The following is a 19,883-nucleotide window of genomic DNA, read 5'->3' as shown; positions in this document are numbered from 1 at the left end:
TGACTTCTCCATTCGTCATTTCAAATAATTCCCTTCGTAGTTGGTAGCTCATTTCCTTCTCTTTTCAACGCCATTTTAATTGATTTAGCAAAAGCTTTAAAAATGGCTTCTATTTTATGGTGTTCGTTATTGCCCTCTGCTTTAATGTTCAAATTACATTTAGAAGCATCAGAGAAGGATTTAAAAAAGTGAAAGAACATTTCAGTTGGCATTTCACCAATTTTTTCCCTTTTAAATTCTGCTTCCCACACTAGCCATGGTCTGCCTCCAAAATCGATGGCAGCCTGCGCCAGACAATCATCCATAGGTAAACAATAGCCGTAGCGTTCTATGCCACGTTTATCACCCAATGCTTTTCCAAAGGCTTCACCTATGGCAAGTGCTGTGTCTTCTATTGTGTGGTGTTCATCGATGTGCAGATCTCCTTTTACATCAACAGCTAAGTCGATATTTCCGTGCTTAGCCAATTGATCCAACATGTGATCGAAAAAACCTAAACCTGTTTTATTATTGGCAATACCAGTACCATCAAGATTCAAAGAAATCTTAATGTCAGTTTCCTTTGTTTTGCGAACATGCTCTGCTTTGCGCGCTGGTTTAATCAGGAAGGTTGCAATCTCCAACCATGAGCCGGTAATCAGTGAACAATACTCTTCCAGTGATTTTTCTTTAAGCGTTTGTAGCAAAGAGCCATCGTTGATAAGTATCCCTTTGCAACCAAGATTTTTAGCAAGTTCAATATCAGTAATTCGATCACCAATAACGAAGGAAGCATTGAGATCGTAATCTTTCGAGAAATACTGAGTCAGCATAGCGGTACCAGGTTTCCTTGTTGCTTTATTTTCATGAGGAAAACTCCTGTCAACATGAACAGCTGAAAAGTTGATATTCTCATTTGACAGCGTTTTCAGCATTTTATTTTGTGCAGGCCAGAAAGTGTCTTCTGGAAAGCTGTTAGTGCCTAGGCCATCCTGATTAGTAACCATGACAAGTTCAAAAGCATTAGCAGCCACCACTTGGGACAAGCCAGCGAAAACACCTGGATAAAATTCCAATTTCTCCAGACTGTCGATCTGTTGATCTGGCGGTTCTATAATCAATGTCCCGTCTCTATCAATGAATAAAACTTTTTTCATATCTGCTTTAATGAATTTATCAATTTCTTATTTTCTTCAGGTGTACCGATAGTGATGCGCAATGAACTCTCGCATAGCACTACCGTTGATCGATCTCTCACAATAATTCCTTGTTGCATCAGTTTCTGATAAGTCACAGACGCATTTTCTATCGCCACTAAAACAAAATTAGCATCTGATGGATATACTTTAATGACAAATGGAATTTGATTAAGCGTATCAACCAATTGGCCTCGCTCGGATAGAATTTCTGCAACTGCTCTATCTTTTGAATCAGCATTTAATAACGCCTCTGCAGCAAGCTCCTGCGTTTTAATGTTAACATTATAAGGATATTTTACTTTATTAAGCAAGTTAATAATAGCTTCCGAAGCAAAACACATCCCCAAACGAAGTCCAGCCAGACCCCATGCTTTGGAGAAGGTTTGTAAAATAACAAGGTTAGGATACTTTTTAAGCTCTTTGATTAAGCTAACATCTCCTGCAAAATCGATATAAGCTTCATCCACGACTACCAAGCCGGAGAAATTATTAAGCACTTTAGAGATATCATCAACGCTAAGCAAGTTCCCGGTAGGATTATTGGGCGAACATAAAAAAATGATTTTTGTATTTGGTGTGACTGCTTTTAATATTCCTTCTGTATCAAGTTGATAATCTTTTGTCAACAAAACATTTTGAATAGCTACCGCATTGATGTTAGCACAAACCCTGTACATCCCATAGGTAGGTTCTGTTATCATAACACTGTCCTGATTCGGTTCGCAAAATACACGGATCAATAAGTCGATTGCTTCATCGCTGCCATTACCTAGAAAAATTTGTTCAGCTTTAACTTCTTTTTGTTGGGCAAGCAATTCTTTCACTTTCCATTGTAGTGGATCTGGATAACGGTTATAACCAGAAGGGTACGGGTTTTCATTGGCGTCAAGATACACCTCTGCTTCACCCTTGAACTCATCACGGGCAGAAGAGTAAGGTTTTAAGGCAATAATATTTTTGCGAACCAATGTGTTTAAATCAAAATTCTGCATGGCAAGATTTTATTTGCTTGTCAATAATTTTTCAAGGCGTACACTTACTGCTCTTTTGTGCGCCACCAGCTGCTCAGCTTCCGCCATGTATTCAATAGTAGGTCCTATATTTCTGATGCCTTCCTTACTGATGCGCTGGTAAGTAATATTCTTCACAAAACTATCGAGTGAAACTCCGGCATAGGCTTTCGCATAGGCACTCGTTGGCAAGGTGTGGTTTGTACCTGATGCATAGTCTCCAGCGGCCTCAGGGGTATAGTTACCTAAAAAGACGGAACCTGCATTTGTAATTTGCTCTGCTACTTCTTCATCATTTTTCAAATTAATGATTAAGTGTTCAGGGGCATATTCATTAACAAAATCAATGGCCTCCGATAATTCTTCAAACTGAACGACTCTGCTGTTTTCCAGTGCCTTTACGGCAATTGCTTTTCTGGGTAACAGCTCAAGTTGTTTGCTTACTTCTTCCTGAATATCTTTCAGTTTATTTTTATTTAGCAGAACAAGCATCACCTGACTATCGGTTCCGTGTTCTGCCTGCGACAATAAATCCGCAGCGACAAAGGAAGCTTCTGCGCTCTCATCGGCCATTACCAATACTTCAGAAGGTCCTGCTGGCATATCAATGGCCGTGCCTTGTTGATTAACTAATTGCTTGGCCATTGTTACATACTGATTACCTGGCCCAAATATTTTATAAACTTTGTTCACACTTTCTGTGCCATAGGCAAGGGCAGCGATGGCTTGCGCACCTCCAACCTTTACAATTTTTGTAACACCTACTAAATTGGCGGCAAATAGAATGGCTGGATTTACTTTTCCGTTTTTATCAGGTGGCGTACACAAAATTACTTCTTTGCAACCAGCCAGTTTAGCGGGCGTGCCCAACATTAATACTGTTGAGAACAAAGGAGCAGTGCCTCCTGGAATGTAAATGCCAACCTTATCGATGGCTACGGCCTTTCTCCAGCAGTTAACTCCGGGCATGGTTTCAATAACATGCTCCGTTTTTATTTGAGATGCATGGAATACTTCAATGTTGCGCTGTGCCGTAATAATGGCTTGCTTTAACTCAACACTTAACACTTCTTCTGCTACTGCTATTTCTGATTCACTAACCAATAAACTATCAAGTTGTACACCATCCAGCTGAAAGGTTAGTTCTTTTAAGGCAGCATCACCACCAAGTTTAACTCGGTTTAAAATATTTTTTACGGTACTCTCCAGAAAATCAAGTTCAAGTGCTGGTCTTGCTGTTAACTCTGCCCAGGTTGTTCTGTTTGGATTATTAAAAATTTTCATATTCGATTTCTTTAGTCTAACCGATCATCTTCTCTATAGGAATGACCAGAATACCTTGTGCGCCAAAGGATTTCAGTTGATCAATTTTATCCCAGAAATCATTCTCGTCTACCACAGAGTGTAATGACGACCAACCTTCGCGTTTTAAGGGTAGTATTGTTGGACTATTCATACCCGGAATTACAGAAGTGATTTTGTCGATTGCATCGTTAGGGCAATTGAGCAATATGTACTTGTTGTTTTTTGCTTTCTGAACCGATTCGATTCTGAATAAGAGTTTATTAAGTATGGTCTTTTTCTCATCTGATAATTGCGGACTGGCAATCATTACGGCTTCCGAATAAAGAACTGTCTCTACTTCCTTAAGACCATTGCTGAGTAAAGTACTACCTGTACTGACGATATCACAAATGCCATCTGCCAAACCAATACCTGGGGCAATTTCGACAGAACCACTGATTTCGTGTATGCCGGCTTTTATATTATTCTTATTTAAAAATTGTTGAACAATAGCAGGGTAGGAGGTTGCAATATTTTTTCCTTCAAACCACTTAAGTCCTGTGTAATTCTCAGAGCGTGGAATGGCCAGACACAATCTGCATTTAGCGAAATCTAATTTTTTAATAAGTTGATTTTGCTTCTGCTTTTCAACAAACACATTTTCTCCAACAATACCAATATCGGCTACGTTATCCTCTACATATTGAGGAATATCATCATCGCGCAAGAAGAGTACTTCAACCGGAAAATTGCGTGCTTGCGTTTTCAGTTGATCACGACCATTGCTGATCGAAAGACCGCTCTCTTTTAAAAGTGCAAGTGAACCTTCTTGTAAGCGACCTGATTTTTGGATGGCGATTCTAAGTAACGTATTGCTCATGTTTATCTAATTATCTTTTTCAAAGTTTGATTAAAACAAAAAAGGCTTGTCACATCGTGACAAGCCTTTTAATTGGTTTTATAGTTCAATCAAAACATAGCGCAGCCACGATCCGCATGGTTAACATGATGATGGTGGTGAAGGTTTATGTTTTGTGTGTTTTTCATGATTTGATGGTGCGAATAAAGGTAAGGATTGTCAGAAATCAAAATTTCTCTGTCAGAAGGTTGTTTTTTTGTTTGAATCGCGATTTAAAAGCTCAATAAGGGTTTTCCTTGTAAAGCCAGGTAATGCATTAACAGACAAACCAATGCATATCCCACTGAAAAAAGTAGCACAAGCAACGTTTTCCTCCTTTTATGGTCAGGAAGCACATAAGCAAATAGGGGTATCAGTTGTAAACCATGAAGGGTAAAAAAGTGCGCTGCACGCATATCGCCCGCTTGCGTGCTCCAATTGGTAAAAGGAATACCCGGTCCTCCGTCAACCGTACCAAATGTATGGCCCATATTGGCAATCATCAAACCTCCGGATATGCTACCTATCAAAAACAGGAGAAGACCTGCACGCCAGGCGAGTAATTGATAGCCATTAATGGTAACCTGACTCTTAATCATAAAGAGTAATAGCGTAAAAGCATTGATGAAAGTATTGATCCCAATGAATACCCCCATCAAACCAAAGAGCATACCATTCAGCGCAGTGGATATATTATAATGAGATATTTCACCTCTGGCCGCCTGAGTAATGATAATGACATTTTCCACTAGCATGGTGATGACCACAAACCAGCTGACAATACTGACCATTACTTTATTTTTAAGATAATGGAGTGCCCAACTGAAGGTCCAAGAATAGATGGCAATACTTAAAGTGAACTTCATAGGCTTAACCCAGGCATTGATGCCAGTAACAATGGTATCGTCAACGAAGTAAAGCAGCAAGCAAACCACAAAGGCAACAAAGTTCAGCCAGCCGAAATAGTACAGTAGCTTGTTTCTGTTTTTCAGTGAGGCGAGGAACTCAGAAATTTTCATGCAATACTTTTTTAGTCTTTATCGCTCTAACAGTGTAATAAAGAAGTAAACCTACTGGCCCAAGCATGAAAGTGAAGAACAAACATGGTATTAAAAGTAAATGAGCGATGTTATGTTTCTGGCCATTCGTCAAAATCCAACTGCCTACAAATAAATCAAAAGCTAAATAATGCACCCATCCTACCACCAAAGCATAGTCGTTGGCAAATAAAGATTTGATGCCTTGCAAAGAGCCAAAATCACCAAAAGAAATACCCCCCATAGATATGATAATGCCTAAATAAACAAAGGCAAATAGTAAAGGTATAATTCCATAAAGCACTGCATAACGTGTTCCTTTCCAACGGGGGGCTACTAGTAAAAGGATCCAACCCAGAGGTGCTACTGAGTTGCAAAGTGAAAAGAGGAGTTCAGGGGTCATGTCTTTTTTAAACCAAGGTAATCATAAATTGAAATACTCTCGGTTGTTGAAAATCTTATTTAAGTAAAATGCCCGCCTTAAACTTAAGGGACGGGCATCTTTTATAATTAACCAGGTATGGTTAAAAATGTTTTACTAAACTATAATCTAAGCTTCCGTTTCTACCTTAAGCTTACGGGCAACCCATAAAGAAACCAAACTGAAGAACACTGCTATTAAACCCACATATTCATAATTCACCAATGCCTTTGCATCTGTTGAGAACAGTGACGGCTTTTCAGATACAATTACGCCCGCTATAAAAGCTGCAAAGCCTGAAGTAAGTTGTTGAATGGAAGAACGTATACTCATGTAGCTTCCTCTATTTTCAGGCTTAATAATAGCAGTCTCCATCGTAGTACTAGGCACCATACGACCATTGGCAAAAACAAAGAACACAGCTGCAACAACCAACGCTGCCCATAATGGCCAGGGTGGCATGTTTGTAATAGCGATGATGGGAATTAATACAAGTGAACCAAAAATGGTAAAGATTTTTAAACGACCATGTTTATCAGCCATTTTACCAACCCAAGGTGAAAAGAAAATGGTACTTGCACCGCCTACTAAGTAGATATACATCAGTTCGCCTTCACTAAAACCAACATTACCTACCATATAAGGAGAAATAAAAGGAACAATAGTGAAATGACCTAGCATCAGTACAGCTGAGAAGGTCAATCCTAGCCTTGCATTTTTATTTCCAAAAATGGCAGTTAATACTTCCCATGGATTTTTATGATTACCATCGGCTGCAATATGGCCACGCATAACAGGGATGAAGAAGACAACAAGCACGCAAATTACTGCAGAGAAAATCCCAAGAAATAAAAATGGTGCATGCCATGTAAATTCACTGGCTAGAAACAATCCGAAGGGCACGCCAAATACAGAAGCAATAGAAAAAGAAGCCATTACAATACCAATACCTTTGGCTCTTCTTTCTAGCGGCACAGCATCACTTACCATGGCAAGAATAAGTGCACCTAACACGCCTCCAAAAGCACCAGCAAGCGAGCGAGTGATTAATAGTATTGCATAGGTTGGAGCAAAAGCACAAGCGATGGTACCAACAGTAAAACCGATGTACATAAACAATAATGTATTCTTACGATCGAAACGATCGATGGCGAAGGCAGCAATAAATCCAGTAATACCCGCGGTAATGGTGTACGATGAAACCAGTAAGGCAAATTGCTGTGGACTGATATCGAATATGCGCATGAGCTGCGGCCCAAGCGGCATCATAATCATAAAGTCCATAATGTGGGTAAACATTATTGCTGCCAGAATAAACAGCAGAATTCTTTCGTTTTTCATGAAGGGAGAATGGTGTAAAAGGTTTTAAACACATCACGACCGAAAAAGGTTGACCAAGAGGAAAAAACTTATTGCTTTTTTCCGATATAAATGATTTCCCCCTTCACCAATCCAAAGCGTTGCCGTTCTGCTTCACTTAATTCATTAACAAAATTCTCCTCGATGGCCTGAAGGCCAGCTTGTCGGATTCGTTGCGGATAATCATGACCGTATTTACGAACGTGATCATCCTGCCCAAAAATTCTTTCTCTTTCTCTTTTATCGGTAATGTTATTGTCTTCAAACGTTTGTTCTTGTACAGGATTAAAAAAGGGTACTTGCAAAATGGCAAAACCTCCAGGCTTCATCACCCTGTAAATTTCACGCAAGGCTTGTATATCATCTCGCACATGTTCCAACACATGATTACAAAGCACTACATCAAATCGATTGTCCTCAAAAGGTATTTGGTGAATATCCATTTTCACCTTTGCCAATGGCGATTCTATATCGGCAGTAATGTAACCTTCTCCATGTATTTTCTCGAATCGCGGAATAAAACAAGCTTCCGGTGCTATGTGTAAAACAGCCTGCGTCTTAGTAAAAAAGCTGGTTTTCTCCTGTAGATAGCGGTAGATAAGTCTATGGCGCTCCAACGACAAACAATTCGGGCAAAGGGCATTAGACCTTGTATTGATGCGACCATAAGGCAAGAAAATTCTGTATTGATGATCGCAAACCGGACAACTAACATTTGTCCCCCTGTAAAAGAGCGCTCCTGTAACTTTTAAACCAGCTCCCCCCACCAGTTGGAGGTACTTGCGGGGAACAAAACGGATCAGAAAAGCAATAATTTTCTTCATAAAAGGCGCAAGATAACACGGATGGTCAATAGTCCATAGTTAATAGACCATAGTCAACTGTCAATTGTCTATGGACTCTCGGCCATGGACCCTTATCTAGCGATAAAATAATATTTTTGATACACTTAAAACTTTTTGCTCAACAGCTCCATCTTTATAGCGTAATCGATTAGAAGCGTTTAAACCTTTAAAACAACTGAATTTGTGGCTGAAACTTTACTGGACATTGCCATGATGCACTCCGACTCCCTGCTTTTGCGCGCACGGCAAGGTGATAAGAATGCCCAGGGAAAGCTGGTGCAGCTTTGGTACAAACGCATCTATAATTTCGCTTTCAAGTTTTTTCAGGACCATGATATGGCAATGGAAGTGGCGCAAAAGACCTTCATTTCCATGTGCAAAAACCTGGAAGGCTTGCAAGACACCAGCAGATTTAAGTCCTGGTTGTATACCATTGCGGTTAACTATTGTCGAGAGGAACTGAGAAAGAAAAAATCGAATAGGTCTGTTCCTTTTGAATTTGTGGTGAACCCTGAAGCTGAGAATTCTCCGCGGTGGGAGGGTAGCTCAATGCGACATGAAAATCCGGAACGACAATTTCAGCAAGCAGAGTTGTCGGAAATATTGCAACAGGCCTTGATGACACTGAGTGAAGAGCAGCGTGAAGTAGTGATCATGAAAGAGTTTGAAGGATTGAAATTTAGAGAAATAGCAGAAGTGTTAAATATTTCGGAGAACACGGTGAAGTCCAGAATGTATTACGGACTTGATGGATTAAAAAAAATTTTAGAACAACGTAACATAACTAAAGATACAGTGCATTATGAGCTATAAACCAAACGAAGCAGCGTGGATGGCTTACTTATACGGTGAGATGGAGAGCGAAGAACGCGAGCGCATGGAGCTTTATTTAACAGCGAATGCGAATGCCCGACTTGAATTGGAGAACATGAAAGCACTTCAACAAATGCTACGCACTGTTGAAGATAAGGAAGTGATTGCCCCACCGATAGTTGTGGATAACAACAAAACAAGAAGCCTGTGGGATTTTCCTTATGCCAAAACAATTGTTAGCATAGCAGCATCACTGTTGTTAATCATGGTGGTGGGTAGGTTAACGGATACATCCATATCAAGTGATGACACTGGTATACACATAAGCTTTGGATCAAAAGTTATAACTCCACCTGTTGACAATACACCAATGCTTACACAGACTGAAGTGCAGGATATGATTAACGCATCCTTACATCAGAATAATGATACATGGCAACAAAACTTAACAGAAAACCGATTAAAAATTGATGAATCTATTCGTAAAAACCTTGCTGCCAATAATCGCAATAGTGAAAGAGTAGATGCTCTGGTTCAGCAAGTAGCAAGTGCATCTAACGATCAGATTGCTGCTTATGTAGCCAGTTTACAGACTGAGAATATGAGAATGATGCAGGATTATATGAAGCTGACAACCAATGAGCAGAAAGATTATATGGAAAATTTGTTGGTAGATTTCTCTAAATATCTTCAGCAACAGCGAAATGATGACTTGCGATTGCTACAAACTAAAATTACAGATGTAGAACAAAACAATAATCTCTTCAAAGCAGAAACAGAACAAATATTAACAAGCTTAATCAGTAACTCAGGTACTAGTTTTCAGAAATCCGGAATCAGGAATTAGTACATCAATGTCGTTTAGTTAAGCTTCTATACTCATCCTCTCCTTTTGGAGAGGACAGGAGGTGAGGCCACAAAAAAGCTTAACTAAACGACACCCGAGTAGTAAATAACAATGGTTTAAATCAATAAATAAATAAGAATTCTAATAAATAGAAGATATGAAAAAGATGATGTTGAATGTGGTGTGTCTGATGTTAATGAGCACCCTTGCTTTTGCACAGACCGATGAAAGAATGGAGCGCGATATTAAGGTTGCAGAGGGCGTATTAAGTTCCCTGATTAAACAGCAGCTTGAAAAAGATGCTTGGTTTCCTATTTCGGTTGAAGGTACTTATCGAAGTGGTTATGGTATAACTTTTTCGGTGCCTAACTTTTCAAATTTCCCCATGAACTACATGGTTACCCCACGAGCACCGATGGCTCCCAGGGTACACGTGCAGGGTGGACAAGGTTTTGGCTACACTTACTCAATTGAAACAGATGAGGAAGGTGATGTGATAACAGAAGAATTGAGGGGAAAAGCTGTCGAAGAAATGGAGGAAGCGGAAGAGCAGATGGCAAATGCAAAACAACGAATGGCTGAAGCTGAAGTAGCTATGCGCGAATCAGAACGTGAGATGCAACGCAGTCTCAATGGGGTTACGGTAGTAAGATCTGGTGCCAGGGAAAAGGATAAAGAAGAACTCAATAAAATGTTAACAGAAGCTGCAAAGACTTTTCTTGCTGACTACAGCTCAATTCTAAGCCAGTTAAAACCTGATGAACGTATAATCATAACTAACCGTGCTACTAATGAAGGTGGTAACCGATACTGGCGCTTTATGGGTGATGAAAAACGTTTCTTCCTATCCATAGAAGCCAACGGTACTGATATTAAGCAATACCAAACTAACAAGCTAACAAGAGAACAGTTTGTTGCTAAAGTTAAAGTGGTAGAAAGTGAAGTGCTTAATGAACGTGTACAGGATCTTGAACTGCTAACAACAATTATCGACAGGTTGTATCAACCCGATTTATCAAAAACTTTTTTCACAGAACAAAATACTTATTATGAACGCCTGAAAGATTTTGGCGCAATCTATCACATGCAGGTTTTCTCTTCTAATCAAATGGAGCGTGGCTATTTTACAATGCCAACACAAAGTGCGCAGAAGGTTACAGAGGAAGAACGTAATAAGAAAGTGAAAGAGTTGTACCCAACTTTTGAAAAGGAACTAAAAGAAAATATTTTAGAATATGGACGCACGATTAAAAGCTTAAAACCTGAAGAGTCATTAGTGTTTAATGTCCGATTGACTAAATGTAAAGAATGTGGAATTCCCTCGACTATAGAAATCACGACCAAAGCTTCCGTATTATCGGACTATATGAGTGGTAAGTTAGATAGGAATGCTGCACTCGCTAAAATGGAAGTAAAGAAGGGACCTAATCAGTAAGGATTGTCTATTAAAGTAAGAAAGCGAGGTGTCTGAAGATACCTCGCTTTTTTTTATGACAGTGTTTTCAACCATTCATATAATTCTGAAGCATCTTAACTTCTCTAAATCCCGAAAATAAAGCAGCCCCCGCCTGAATAGTAAATTAGACCTATCTTACTGAACTATTCAAAACTAATTCTTATGAAGAAAACTATACAATGTGCTATGGGCATTTTGTTAATCCTGTGTGGATTAACAGGCTTTGCCCAGAAACTGGACATGGAAAAACTTAAGGGCTTAAAACCTCGGGCCATTGGTCCCGCAGGTATGAGTGGTCGTATTACTGCGATCGATGCTGTTGTCAACAACCCTGATATTATTTATGCAGGCGCAGCATCTGGTGGTGTGTGGCGTTCAAATAGCGGAGGTGTAACATGGGAACCGCTCTTTGATTCAGAGTCTACTTTGTCAGTTGGTGCTATTGCTATTCAACAAGACAACCCCGCTGTGGTATGGGTTGGTACTGGTGAGGGAAACCCACGCAACAGTTTAAATGGAGGTGATGGTTTATACAAAACACTTGATGGTGGAAAGACCTGGAAAAAAGTTGGTCTTGAAAAAACCAGACACATTCACAGAATCCTAATCGATCCTAAAAATCCAAACACAGTTTATGTTGGCGCTATTGGGTCTCCCTGGGGCGAACATCCCGAACGTGGTGTCTATAAGACTATCGATGGTGGCGCAACATGGGAACGTATATTATTTGTTGATAATAAAACAGGCTGTGGTGAACTGGTGATGGATCCTGCTAATCCTAATAAGTTGTTTGCCAATATGTGGGAACACCGCAGAATGCCTTGGACTTTTAGTTCAGGTGGACCAGGATCTGGTTTATATGTTACCCATGATGGTGGAAAGAACTGGAAAAAACTCAGCAAAAAAGAAGGCTTACCTGAAGGTGATGTTGGAAGAATGGGTTTAGCTATCTCACGTAGCAAACCAAATGTTGTATACGCTTTGATGGAAGCAAAGAAAAATGCTTTATATCGTTCTGAAGATGGTGGTGAAAAATGGACTATGGTAAATGATAAAGGCGAAATTGGTGACAGACCATTTTATTACTTTGAAATTTACGTTGATCCAAAAAATGAAAACAGATTATACACCATTTTCTCCCGAGTTAATGTGAGTGAAGATGGCGGTAAATCATTTAGTCAATTATTGCCTTATTACGGTGTACACCCCGATCACCATGCATGGTGGATCAATCCTGAAAATCCTAACATGATTATTGATGGTAATGATGGTGGTTTGAATATTTCACGTGACATGGGTAAAACATGGGTATTTGCGGATAACATTCCTGTTGGTCAATTCTATCATATCAATGTAGACATGGCACACCCTTACAATGTATATGGTGGTATGCAAGACAATGGTTCATGGGTAGGCCCGGCTTACGTTTGGAGAAACGGTGGTATCAGAAATTCATACTGGCAAGAAGTGCTTTTCGGTGATGGCTTTGATGCTGCTCCCGATCCTGACGATAATCGTTATGGCTATGCCATGTCACAAGGTGGAAACCTGGCTCGTTTCGATTTGCAAACAGGCTTTACAAAAAATTTAAAACCTACCCATCCTAATCCTGATTTGAAGCTTCGTTATAATTGGAATTCTGCACTGGCTCAAGATCCATTTAATACAGCTACTATTTATTATGGAAGCCAGTTTGTTCACAAATCAACCAACAAAGGGGACACATGGGATATCATCTCTCCTGATTTAACCACAGATGATAAGTCAAAGCAAAAGCAACATGATAGTGGTGGTATGACCATGGATGCTACAGGTGCTGAAAATCACTGTACCATTTTAACCATTGCACCAAGTAAAGTAAAGCAAGGTGTAATATGGGTTGGTACTGACGATGGACAAATACAAGTAACACAAGATGGTGGCAAGAGCTGGACAAATACCACGGCTAAAATTGCTGGTATGCCTAAGAATGCCTGGGTAGCACAGATACAGGCTTCAACCTATAATGCAGGCGAAGCTTTTGTAGTGGTAAACAACTACCGTTTGTTTGATTACAAGCCTTACTTATTTCATACAAAAGATTTTGGTGCAACGTGGGTCAGTATTGTAACAGGGACACAGGTAGGCGAGAGCAACTATACACTTTCAGTGGTGCAAGATCCGGTAGAACCAAAACTGATGTTCTTAGGAACTGAAAATGGTTTGTTTGTAAGTATTGATGCTGCTAAGAACTGGACTAAGTGGACTAACGGATATCCTGCAGGTGTTCCAACCATTGATATGGTTATTCACCCACGCGAACATGATTTAGTGATTGGTACTTTCGGTCGTGCTTTATATGTGTTTGATGATATTCGCCCATTGCGCGAAATGGCAAAATCCACTAACGTGATGACCAAGACTGCACACATCTTTACACCACCTGATGCTTACCTTGTTTCAATACAGCAACCTTCAGGTCCTCGCTTTGATGCTAATGCTGTATTTAATGGAGAAAATCGTCAGTCAGGTGCCATGATTACCTATTCGGTTAATAAACCTGCCGCAGTAGAAGCCAGCAAACCTGCTGAAAATGCTAAAGTGAAAAAGGGAAAAGAAGAAGCAAAACCTGTTGCACCGGCTCCAGCAAAATCTACAGTGAAGTATGACTCAGTAAAACTCGAAGTCTACAGCGACAAAGGTGTATTAATTAATACACTTCGTCAGAAGGCACCAGAAGAAAATGGCGTTTACCGCATGAGCTGGATGATGAATGAAAAAGGCGAACGCCAGCCTGCACGTGAACAACGTGGTGGTGGCGGTGGCGGAGGCTTCGGTGGTTTTGGCGGCACCAGCGTTTTACCAGGCACGTACAAACTTCGTTTGCTGTATGGCGATCAAAAGGACTCAACTATGATTACAGTAAAAGCAGATCCTCGCATGGAGGTTGCATCATCAGTATATGCGGATAGATACAACATGCTTAAAGATTTGCAAAATCTTCGTGCATCAGCTACAACAGCAGCAGATCGTTTGCGCGAATCAAAGGAGATAGTAGAGGAGTATGAAAAGAAAATGAAGGAAGCTAAACGTAACGATCTGAAAGAAGCCATGGATAAAACCAAAGCGATGAAAGATTCAATTGAGGTTATCTTCGATTTTATGTTCGGTAAAGTAGACAAGCGTCAGGGGATAGTTCGTTCACCTGATCCTACACCGATATCTTATATCCAGACCGCACAAGGTTACGTGGGTCGTTCACGCGATCCTATCAGCGACACTGATAAGCGCGTATACCAGCACGCTGTTGATAAAATGGCAACCTTGACTAAACGCGTTAACGATTTCTATGAAACACAATGGAAACCATACCGTGCTTTAATGGAGAAGGTTAACCTCTCACCATTTAAAGATTACGACCCTATTAAATAATCGACTTACATTGTTTTAAGCAGGAGAGTCAGGTATTTTGCCTGACTCTTTTGTTTAATACTAATAATAGTTAAATTGCAACATTGTTGCATTAAGATATGATTGAGGTTAAAGGTTTAACATATACTTACAATGGCCAAAAAGCCATTTCTTTCCCTGATTTTATCATAAATCAAGGAGAACATTGTCTGTTATTAGGTTCTTCTGGGTCTGGAAAAACCACACTACTACACCTGCTTGGTGGCTTATTACGTAATTATCAAGGATCAGTCATCACTGCAGAACAGGAGCTGTCACGACTCTCAGAAAGCGCATTAGATGCTTTCCGTGGCAAGCAAATGGGGTTCATTTTTCAGAAGAATCATTTAATTACAGCACTTAACGTTGAAGACAATTTGAAACTGGCGCCTTACTTGGCGGGAGCAAATATTGATGAAAAAAGAATCGAAGAAGTTTTGACTCGATTAGGTATAGCATCTAAACGTACTGCAAAAGTTACGGAGATTAGTCAGGGGCAGGCACAACGAGTGGCTATTGCCCGGGCAGTAATGCACAAGCCAGCAATTATACTTGCTGATGAACCTACTTCGGCTTTGGACGATACCAGTTGTGAACAGGTTATTCAACTCTTAATGGAAGTAGCTAAAGAAAATAAAGCCTCGTTAATTGTAGCTACACATGATCAGCGTATCAAAAACTACATTAGTAAACAAGTTATTCTAACACCTCAATACTAGTACCTTATGTCAGTCATTAAACTTGTTTGGAACTACCTGCTGGCTAAACCACTCAACACCTTTTTAAATATTGTGTTGTTGGCCCTTGGTATAGCAGTGATTACACTCTTATTACTTTTTAATAATCAATTACAGGAAAACATTGCCAGGAACGGGCGTGGCATAGACCTGGTGGTAGGTGCAAAGGGAAGCCCGCTTCAACTTATTCTCTGCAATATTTTTCATATTGATTTCCCGACAGGCAATATCAAATTGAATGAAGCGGAAAGGATTGCGAAGAACAGACTGATTAAACAGGCTATTCCTTTGGCGTTGGGCGACAGTTATAATGGATTTAGAATAATTGGTACCAATCAGCAATATGCCGACTTATACGAAATGCAATTGCAGGAAGGCGTTTGGTGGAAGAAGAACCTGGAGGTAACCATTGGGAGTAACGTAGCCACTATTGGTAAATTAAAAATCGGTGATGCCTTTGCCAGTGCCCACGGCATGACAGAAGGCGGACATAGCCATGATGCACACCAGTTTAAAGTGGTGGGTATTATGAAACCTTCCAACACCGTTATCGATAATCTGATTTTTACCAATGTGGAAAGCGTCTGGATCATGCATGAAGAACATGCTGAGGGAGAAGAAGCAGATCACCATCACGATGATGAAGAAGATCATCACCATGAAGTAGCGGCTGATTTCAAACCATCTGTCTTAGTACCCTCAGTTTCGGCTAATGATTCAACCCACGAGATAACTGCTATGCTACTGGATTACCGCTCGCCTATGGGTGCGGTGCAGATGCCACGCATGGTTAATTCGCAAAGCTCATTACAGGCAGCTTCACCCGCTTTTGAAACAGCACGCCTTTTCTCAATATTAGGTGTAGGGGTAGACATCCTGATGGCTTTTGCTTACGTGCTCATTTTCATTTCGGCATTGAGTATTTTCATTGCCTTGTATAATTCTTTAAAAGAAAGACGCTATGATTTGGCCATTATGCGCTCTATGGGTGCCAGCCGTTTAAAACTTGTGTTTACTATTTTGCTGGAAGGGATGGTACTAACTGTGCTTGGCAGTTTGTTGGGGCTGGCTTTAGGGCATTGTGTTTTAGCATTAATGACTAACCTTGTGGAAGAAACACAAAAAGCTGGTATAACAGCCCTTGTATTTTATACAGAAGAATGGATACTTTTGGCCGGAAGTTTGTTATTAGGTCTGCTGTGCGCGATTATCCCTGCTTTGCAAGCTTATAGAACAGATATATCGAAAGTATTGGCAGGAAATTGATTTGAAGAATACCCGATTTGAAAATTTGAAAATGTGTTTATGAAGAAGCTGTTAGTTTTTGTTTTTTTGATTGTTGGAGTTGCCGCATCAGCACAGACCAAGGATATGTGGAACGAATTTGCCAAGACCAAATTTGAACCTAAGTATTATGATAAAATTGGTGAATATTTATTCTACCCAAACTTTACAGAAGAGTTGAATAAACTGGTTGGCAAAGAAGTAACAATCCAAGGTTTTTATGTTCCCTTTGCACCTGAAGATGGTAATTACATTATCATATCGAAGTATCCTATGAGTCAGTGTTTCTTTTGTGGCGGTGCCGGTCCTGAATCTATTGCGGAAGTTACTTTTATTAAAGGCATGCCTAAGTTTGAAGTAGATGATTTGATTACCGTAAAAGGTAAATTGAAACTAAACGCTGAAGACATTGAGCACGTTAATTTTATTTTGACTGATGCAGTGCTGGTAAGTAAGTAAATTTGAGTAATTGACAATGGTCTTTTTTCCATCAACCATTGTCAATTCTTTTATTCCCCTTCTTCCAGTTCAAAAAGTTCTTCTACTGACTTCTCAAATACCTTTGCCATTTTTAATGCCAATACTGTAGAGGGTACGTATTTGCCAGATTCGATTGTGTTAATTGTTTGCCGCGAAACACCGATGGCTTCTGCTAATTGCGCTTGCGTAATATTTTTTACAGCACGCTGAATGCGAATAGTATTTTTCATGCTTAATCGTTTTCAGGGGTTTGTAAATGGCGGTACATCAGAAAATTAAATCTGCCAATAAAAAACAGCAATATGGTGTACATGTTGTAGATGATCACATCCAAAAAGAAGTTTCCATATACAAAGAAGAAGGCGAGAATCAAGAGAATGTAATTCACATAGACAGCCCAAAGCAGCGACTCCAGTCTCATCTTACTGACAAATTCATCTTCAATTTTTTCTCTTGAAAAGGCCAGCATCATCAAACCGATAATTAGTCCGCCACCAAGGATCTCATCAGTTAGCTCATTGCGACTGCCACCGGGACCAAAAATTCCGGGCACTTCAAAAGGAGTATAAAGCTCGAACATGAATTGGAAATACATATTGGCGATGCCAAAGCCTATAAAAATGACAGAAATAAGAAGCCCAATGTATTTGAAGTTGCGGGGTAAAAGGAGTTTTGTTTTCATAATATGTAAAGTTTATTTGACAATTATACGATAAAATGTAAAATAAAGTTTACATTTAATCAAATAAAATTGACATTTGGATGAAAATCAACCCTTTCTGTCCATTTCTTTAAATTAACTATTGACCATTGTCAATTGAATGCTAATACTCCAATTCAAAAGCACTTTTATAAAAATCATTTTTTTGAACGTACTCTAACCACTGTAAATAGAATGGATGAGCGCCAAGTGTAGCGCTATCACCAACAACAAGTAATTTTTTGCGGGCTCGGGTCAAGGCTACATTGGTTCTGCGGATATCGCTGAGAAAACCAACTTCACCCTTATCGTTAGACCGCACAAAGCCAATGGCTATCACATCTCTTTCTTGCCCTTGAAAAGCATCAACTGTATTAATGCTTACCAGGTGTTTCAGGTTACTTAATTCTTCCGATTGCTCTGCCAGTTTAGTTAAGTATTCAACCTGGGCACTGTATGGTGCAATAATGCCCAAAGTAATTTTCTCTTCCAGCCAACGCTCTTCACCCATTTCTCGGATCAACCGTTCAACACTGCGCATGAGCAACTCTGCTTCTTCTTTATTAAAGCGGCTGAGTGTTTCCATGTCTTGTTCTTCATTATACCCACAACCGGCAGTGTCGATGAACAAAACAGGTGCTTCTTCATCTTTTAACAAATGGTGTTTCACACTTTCATCTGCAATCAATTCACCTTTATAAAAATAGTCTGAAGAAAAACGCATGATGGCCTCATGCATTCTGTATTGGATTTGTAACATACTGGCCGTATCCGGTTGATGGCGAATACATTTTTCCATTAGAGTTTCTGCCAACCCAGCCTTTGCCGCTTCAAATGATTTAATGGTAGGAGGGAGCTGCTGATGATCGCCTGCGAAAATGATGCGTTGCGCTTTCAAAAGCGGAATCCAACAGGCAGGTTCGAGAGACTGAGCAGCTTCATCGATAAAAACACTTTTAAATTTTTTACCGCGCAATACATAATGAGAAGAACCAACCAGCGTACAGGCAATCACATCACTTTTTTCAATCAGATTGTTTGTAATATAAAATTCTAACACATCGGCATCTGCCTTAAGGGCTTTTACTTCATTCAGTAGAAGTTTTCTTTGTTCACGCTCTTCATAGCCAAACTTGCGTTTAAACTTGAAGGCCAATGTTTTGAGTTCTTCCATCTTCCTGCGCATGCCACGCAGGTCTTTATAGTATTCGTGATTGGCAATTCTTGAGTCGAGCGTTTTGCTTAAAGTCTGCTCCGTTACCCGGGCAGGGTGCCCTATCCTTAATACATTCAATCCTTGCTCACTGAGTTTCTCCACCAATAGATCAATGGCAGCATTGCTGGGGGCACAAACCAGTACCTGCTTTTCTTCAGCTACTGTTTGTATGATGCCCTGAACGAGTGTGGTCGTTTTTCCTGTACCTGGAGGACCGTGAATAATACCTACGTCATTTGCACTTAAGACTTTTTCCAACGCCTTCTGCTGACTGGCATTTAACCTTGCAACTGCGCTTGTTGTGGATGAATTTTCTAACGCTATGTTTATAAAAGTTGCTTTTTGATAACCAAGTAAAATATCTCTTAATTCAACTATTCGGCCTTCCTCTGCTTTCATTACAGTCTTCAGGGCAAACTCCATTTCACGGTAGCTGATCTCATCAAACATAACATCTACACCGAGTGATCCGTCTTCAATCCAGTCGGGGAGTTCGTCAACATTAAGTGTAATCACCATGTTGTTGTCTCGAACAAAGTTGATAACCCCGCTAACATGATCTTTCTGGGGCGTATTGGTAGCATTAGAGAAAACACTAACAGCTTTACCTGATTGAAAGGAATGCCTTTGCTCGAAGTTATTAGTTCGTTGTACTTCAATAATTAACCGCTCGCCTGTTCCTATGTAAGTCTTGTCTAGTTTAACAGGATACCAGCATACACCATCTTTCTTTTTTTGTGTAATGGATTTTTGTAATACTTTTTGCTGATACTGTTGCAAGTCGGCTTGTCGCTCTTGCTTAATCAGTTCAAATGTTTTTTTTAAGTCGTCTAGTGCGGCCATGAAGTACAGCATCGTTTAGCCAGAGGCTATTCGAAAGCATTGAAGG

Annotated in this window: 18 protein-coding genes; 7 read left to right on the top strand and 11 right to left on the bottom strand. The window is 39.9% G+C overall.

What is annotated here, in order from left to right; translation table 11 throughout:
• Positions 1-20: 20 nt before the first annotated feature.
• The 8 genes from hisB to SanaruYs_RS08565 all read right to left on the bottom strand — a co-directional run bounded on the left by hisB (position 21) and on the right by SanaruYs_RS08565 (position 8,011).
• A complete protein-coding gene (hisB, locus tag SanaruYs_RS08600; RefSeq protein WP_127122149.1) occupies positions 21-1,136 on the bottom strand; it encodes a bifunctional histidinol-phosphatase/imidazoleglycerol-phosphate dehydratase HisB in 1,116 nt (371 codons plus the stop codon).
• Positions 1,133-2,170, bottom strand: coding sequence for a histidinol-phosphate transaminase (gene hisC, locus SanaruYs_RS08595; protein ID WP_127122148.1), 1,038 nt, complete (start codon positions 2,168-2,170; stop codon positions 1,133-1,135). Before hisC ends, hisB begins: the two co-directional genes overlap by 4 nt.
• A 9-nt stretch (positions 2,171-2,179) precedes the next feature.
• Positions 2,180-3,472 carry a histidinol dehydrogenase gene (gene hisD, locus SanaruYs_RS08590; protein ID WP_127122147.1) on the bottom strand — a complete coding sequence of 431 codons (1,293 nt, stop codon included), beginning with the start codon at positions 3,470-3,472 and terminating at the stop codon, positions 2,180-2,182.
• Between the two features lie 16 nt (positions 3,473-3,488).
• Positions 3,489-4,352 (bottom strand): ATP phosphoribosyltransferase, encoded by an 864-nt coding sequence (gene hisG, locus SanaruYs_RS08585; protein WP_127122146.1) that lies wholly within the window; start codon positions 4,350-4,352, stop codon positions 3,489-3,491.
• Positions 4,353-4,603: 251 nt separating this feature from the next.
• Positions 4,604-5,389 carry a hypothetical protein gene (locus SanaruYs_RS08580; RefSeq protein WP_127122145.1) on the bottom strand — a complete coding sequence of 262 codons (786 nt, stop codon included), beginning with the start codon at positions 5,387-5,389 and terminating at the stop codon, positions 4,604-4,606.
• On the bottom strand, positions 5,376-5,810 hold the full coding sequence (locus SanaruYs_RS08575; RefSeq protein WP_127122144.1) for an ABA4-like family protein: 435 nt from the start codon (positions 5,808-5,810) through the stop codon (positions 5,376-5,378). The genes SanaruYs_RS08580 and SanaruYs_RS08575 overlap by 14 nt, the downstream gene beginning before the upstream one ends.
• 147 nt (positions 5,811-5,957) lie before the next feature.
• Positions 5,958-7,169, bottom strand: coding sequence for an MFS transporter (locus SanaruYs_RS08570; protein ID WP_127122143.1), 1,212 nt, complete (start codon positions 7,167-7,169; stop codon positions 5,958-5,960).
• Positions 7,170-7,237: 68 nt separating this feature from the next.
• Positions 7,238-8,011, bottom strand: coding sequence for a class I SAM-dependent methyltransferase (locus SanaruYs_RS08565; RefSeq protein ID WP_127122142.1), 774 nt, complete (start codon positions 8,009-8,011; stop codon positions 7,238-7,240).
• Between the two features lie 204 nt (positions 8,012-8,215).
• On the opposite strand from SanaruYs_RS08565, the gene SanaruYs_RS08560 reads away from it, so the two are divergent.
• The 7 genes from SanaruYs_RS08560 to SanaruYs_RS08530 all read left to right on the top strand — a co-directional run bounded on the left by SanaruYs_RS08560 (position 8,216) and on the right by SanaruYs_RS08530 (position 17,057).
• A complete protein-coding gene (locus SanaruYs_RS08560) occupies positions 8,216-8,845 on the top strand; it encodes an RNA polymerase sigma factor (RefSeq protein WP_246011878.1) in 630 nt (209 codons plus the stop codon).
• Positions 8,835-9,692 carry a hypothetical protein gene (locus SanaruYs_RS08555; protein WP_127122141.1) on the top strand — a complete coding sequence of 286 codons (858 nt, stop codon included), beginning with the start codon at positions 8,835-8,837 and terminating at the stop codon, positions 9,690-9,692. The genes SanaruYs_RS08560 and SanaruYs_RS08555 overlap by 11 nt, the downstream gene beginning before the upstream one ends.
• 157 nt (positions 9,693-9,849) lie before the next feature.
• Positions 9,850-11,127 carry a hypothetical protein gene (locus tag SanaruYs_RS08550; protein ID WP_127122140.1) on the top strand — a complete coding sequence of 426 codons (1,278 nt, stop codon included), beginning with the start codon at positions 9,850-9,852 and terminating at the stop codon, positions 11,125-11,127.
• Positions 11,128-11,310: 183 nt separating this feature from the next.
• Positions 11,311-14,559, top strand: coding sequence for a WD40/YVTN/BNR-like repeat-containing protein (locus tag SanaruYs_RS08545; RefSeq protein WP_246011877.1), 3,249 nt, complete (start codon positions 11,311-11,313; stop codon positions 14,557-14,559).
• Positions 14,560-14,657: 98 nt separating this feature from the next.
• Positions 14,658-15,296: an ABC transporter ATP-binding protein gene (locus SanaruYs_RS08540; protein ID WP_127122139.1), complete on the top strand. Its 639-nt coding sequence runs from the start codon at positions 14,658-14,660 to the stop codon at positions 15,294-15,296.
• A 6-nt stretch (positions 15,297-15,302) separates the two neighbouring features.
• Complete coding sequence (locus tag SanaruYs_RS08535; RefSeq protein ID WP_127122138.1) at positions 15,303-16,580, top strand: FtsX-like permease family protein; 1,278 nt, start codon at positions 15,303-15,305, stop codon at positions 16,578-16,580.
• A 39-nt stretch (positions 16,581-16,619) separates the two neighbouring features.
• On the top strand, positions 16,620-17,057 hold the full coding sequence (locus SanaruYs_RS08530; protein ID WP_127122137.1) for a hypothetical protein: 438 nt from the start codon (positions 16,620-16,622) through the stop codon (positions 17,055-17,057).
• A gap of 50 nt (positions 17,058-17,107) precedes the next feature.
• Here SanaruYs_RS08530 and SanaruYs_RS08525 read toward each other — a convergent pair whose 3' ends face one another.
• The 3 genes from SanaruYs_RS08525 to SanaruYs_RS08515 form a co-directional block, all read right to left on the bottom strand.
• Entirely contained in the window at positions 17,108-17,308 is a 201-nt protein-coding gene (locus SanaruYs_RS08525) for a helix-turn-helix transcriptional regulator (RefSeq protein ID WP_127122136.1), read from the bottom strand.
• 2 nt (positions 17,309-17,310) lie between these two features.
• Positions 17,311-17,760: a hypothetical protein gene (locus SanaruYs_RS08520; protein WP_127122135.1), complete on the bottom strand. Its 450-nt coding sequence runs from the start codon at positions 17,758-17,760 to the stop codon at positions 17,311-17,313.
• 142 nt (positions 17,761-17,902) lie between these two features.
• The gene (locus tag SanaruYs_RS08515; protein ID WP_127122134.1) at positions 17,903-19,837 is read right to left on the bottom strand and encodes an AAA domain-containing protein; all 1,935 of its coding nucleotides are present in this window, start codon (positions 19,835-19,837) and stop codon (positions 17,903-17,905) included.
• Positions 19,838-19,883: the final 46 nt, after the last annotated feature.

The sequence above is a fragment of the Chryseotalea sanaruensis genome, assembly GCF_003990915.1.
Taxonomy (GTDB): domain Bacteria; phylum Bacteroidota; class Bacteroidia; order Cytophagales; family Cyclobacteriaceae; genus Chryseotalea; species Chryseotalea sanaruensis.
Note: the sequence above shows the minus strand (reverse complement) of the source record. Positions and strands in the feature narration are given on the sequence as shown.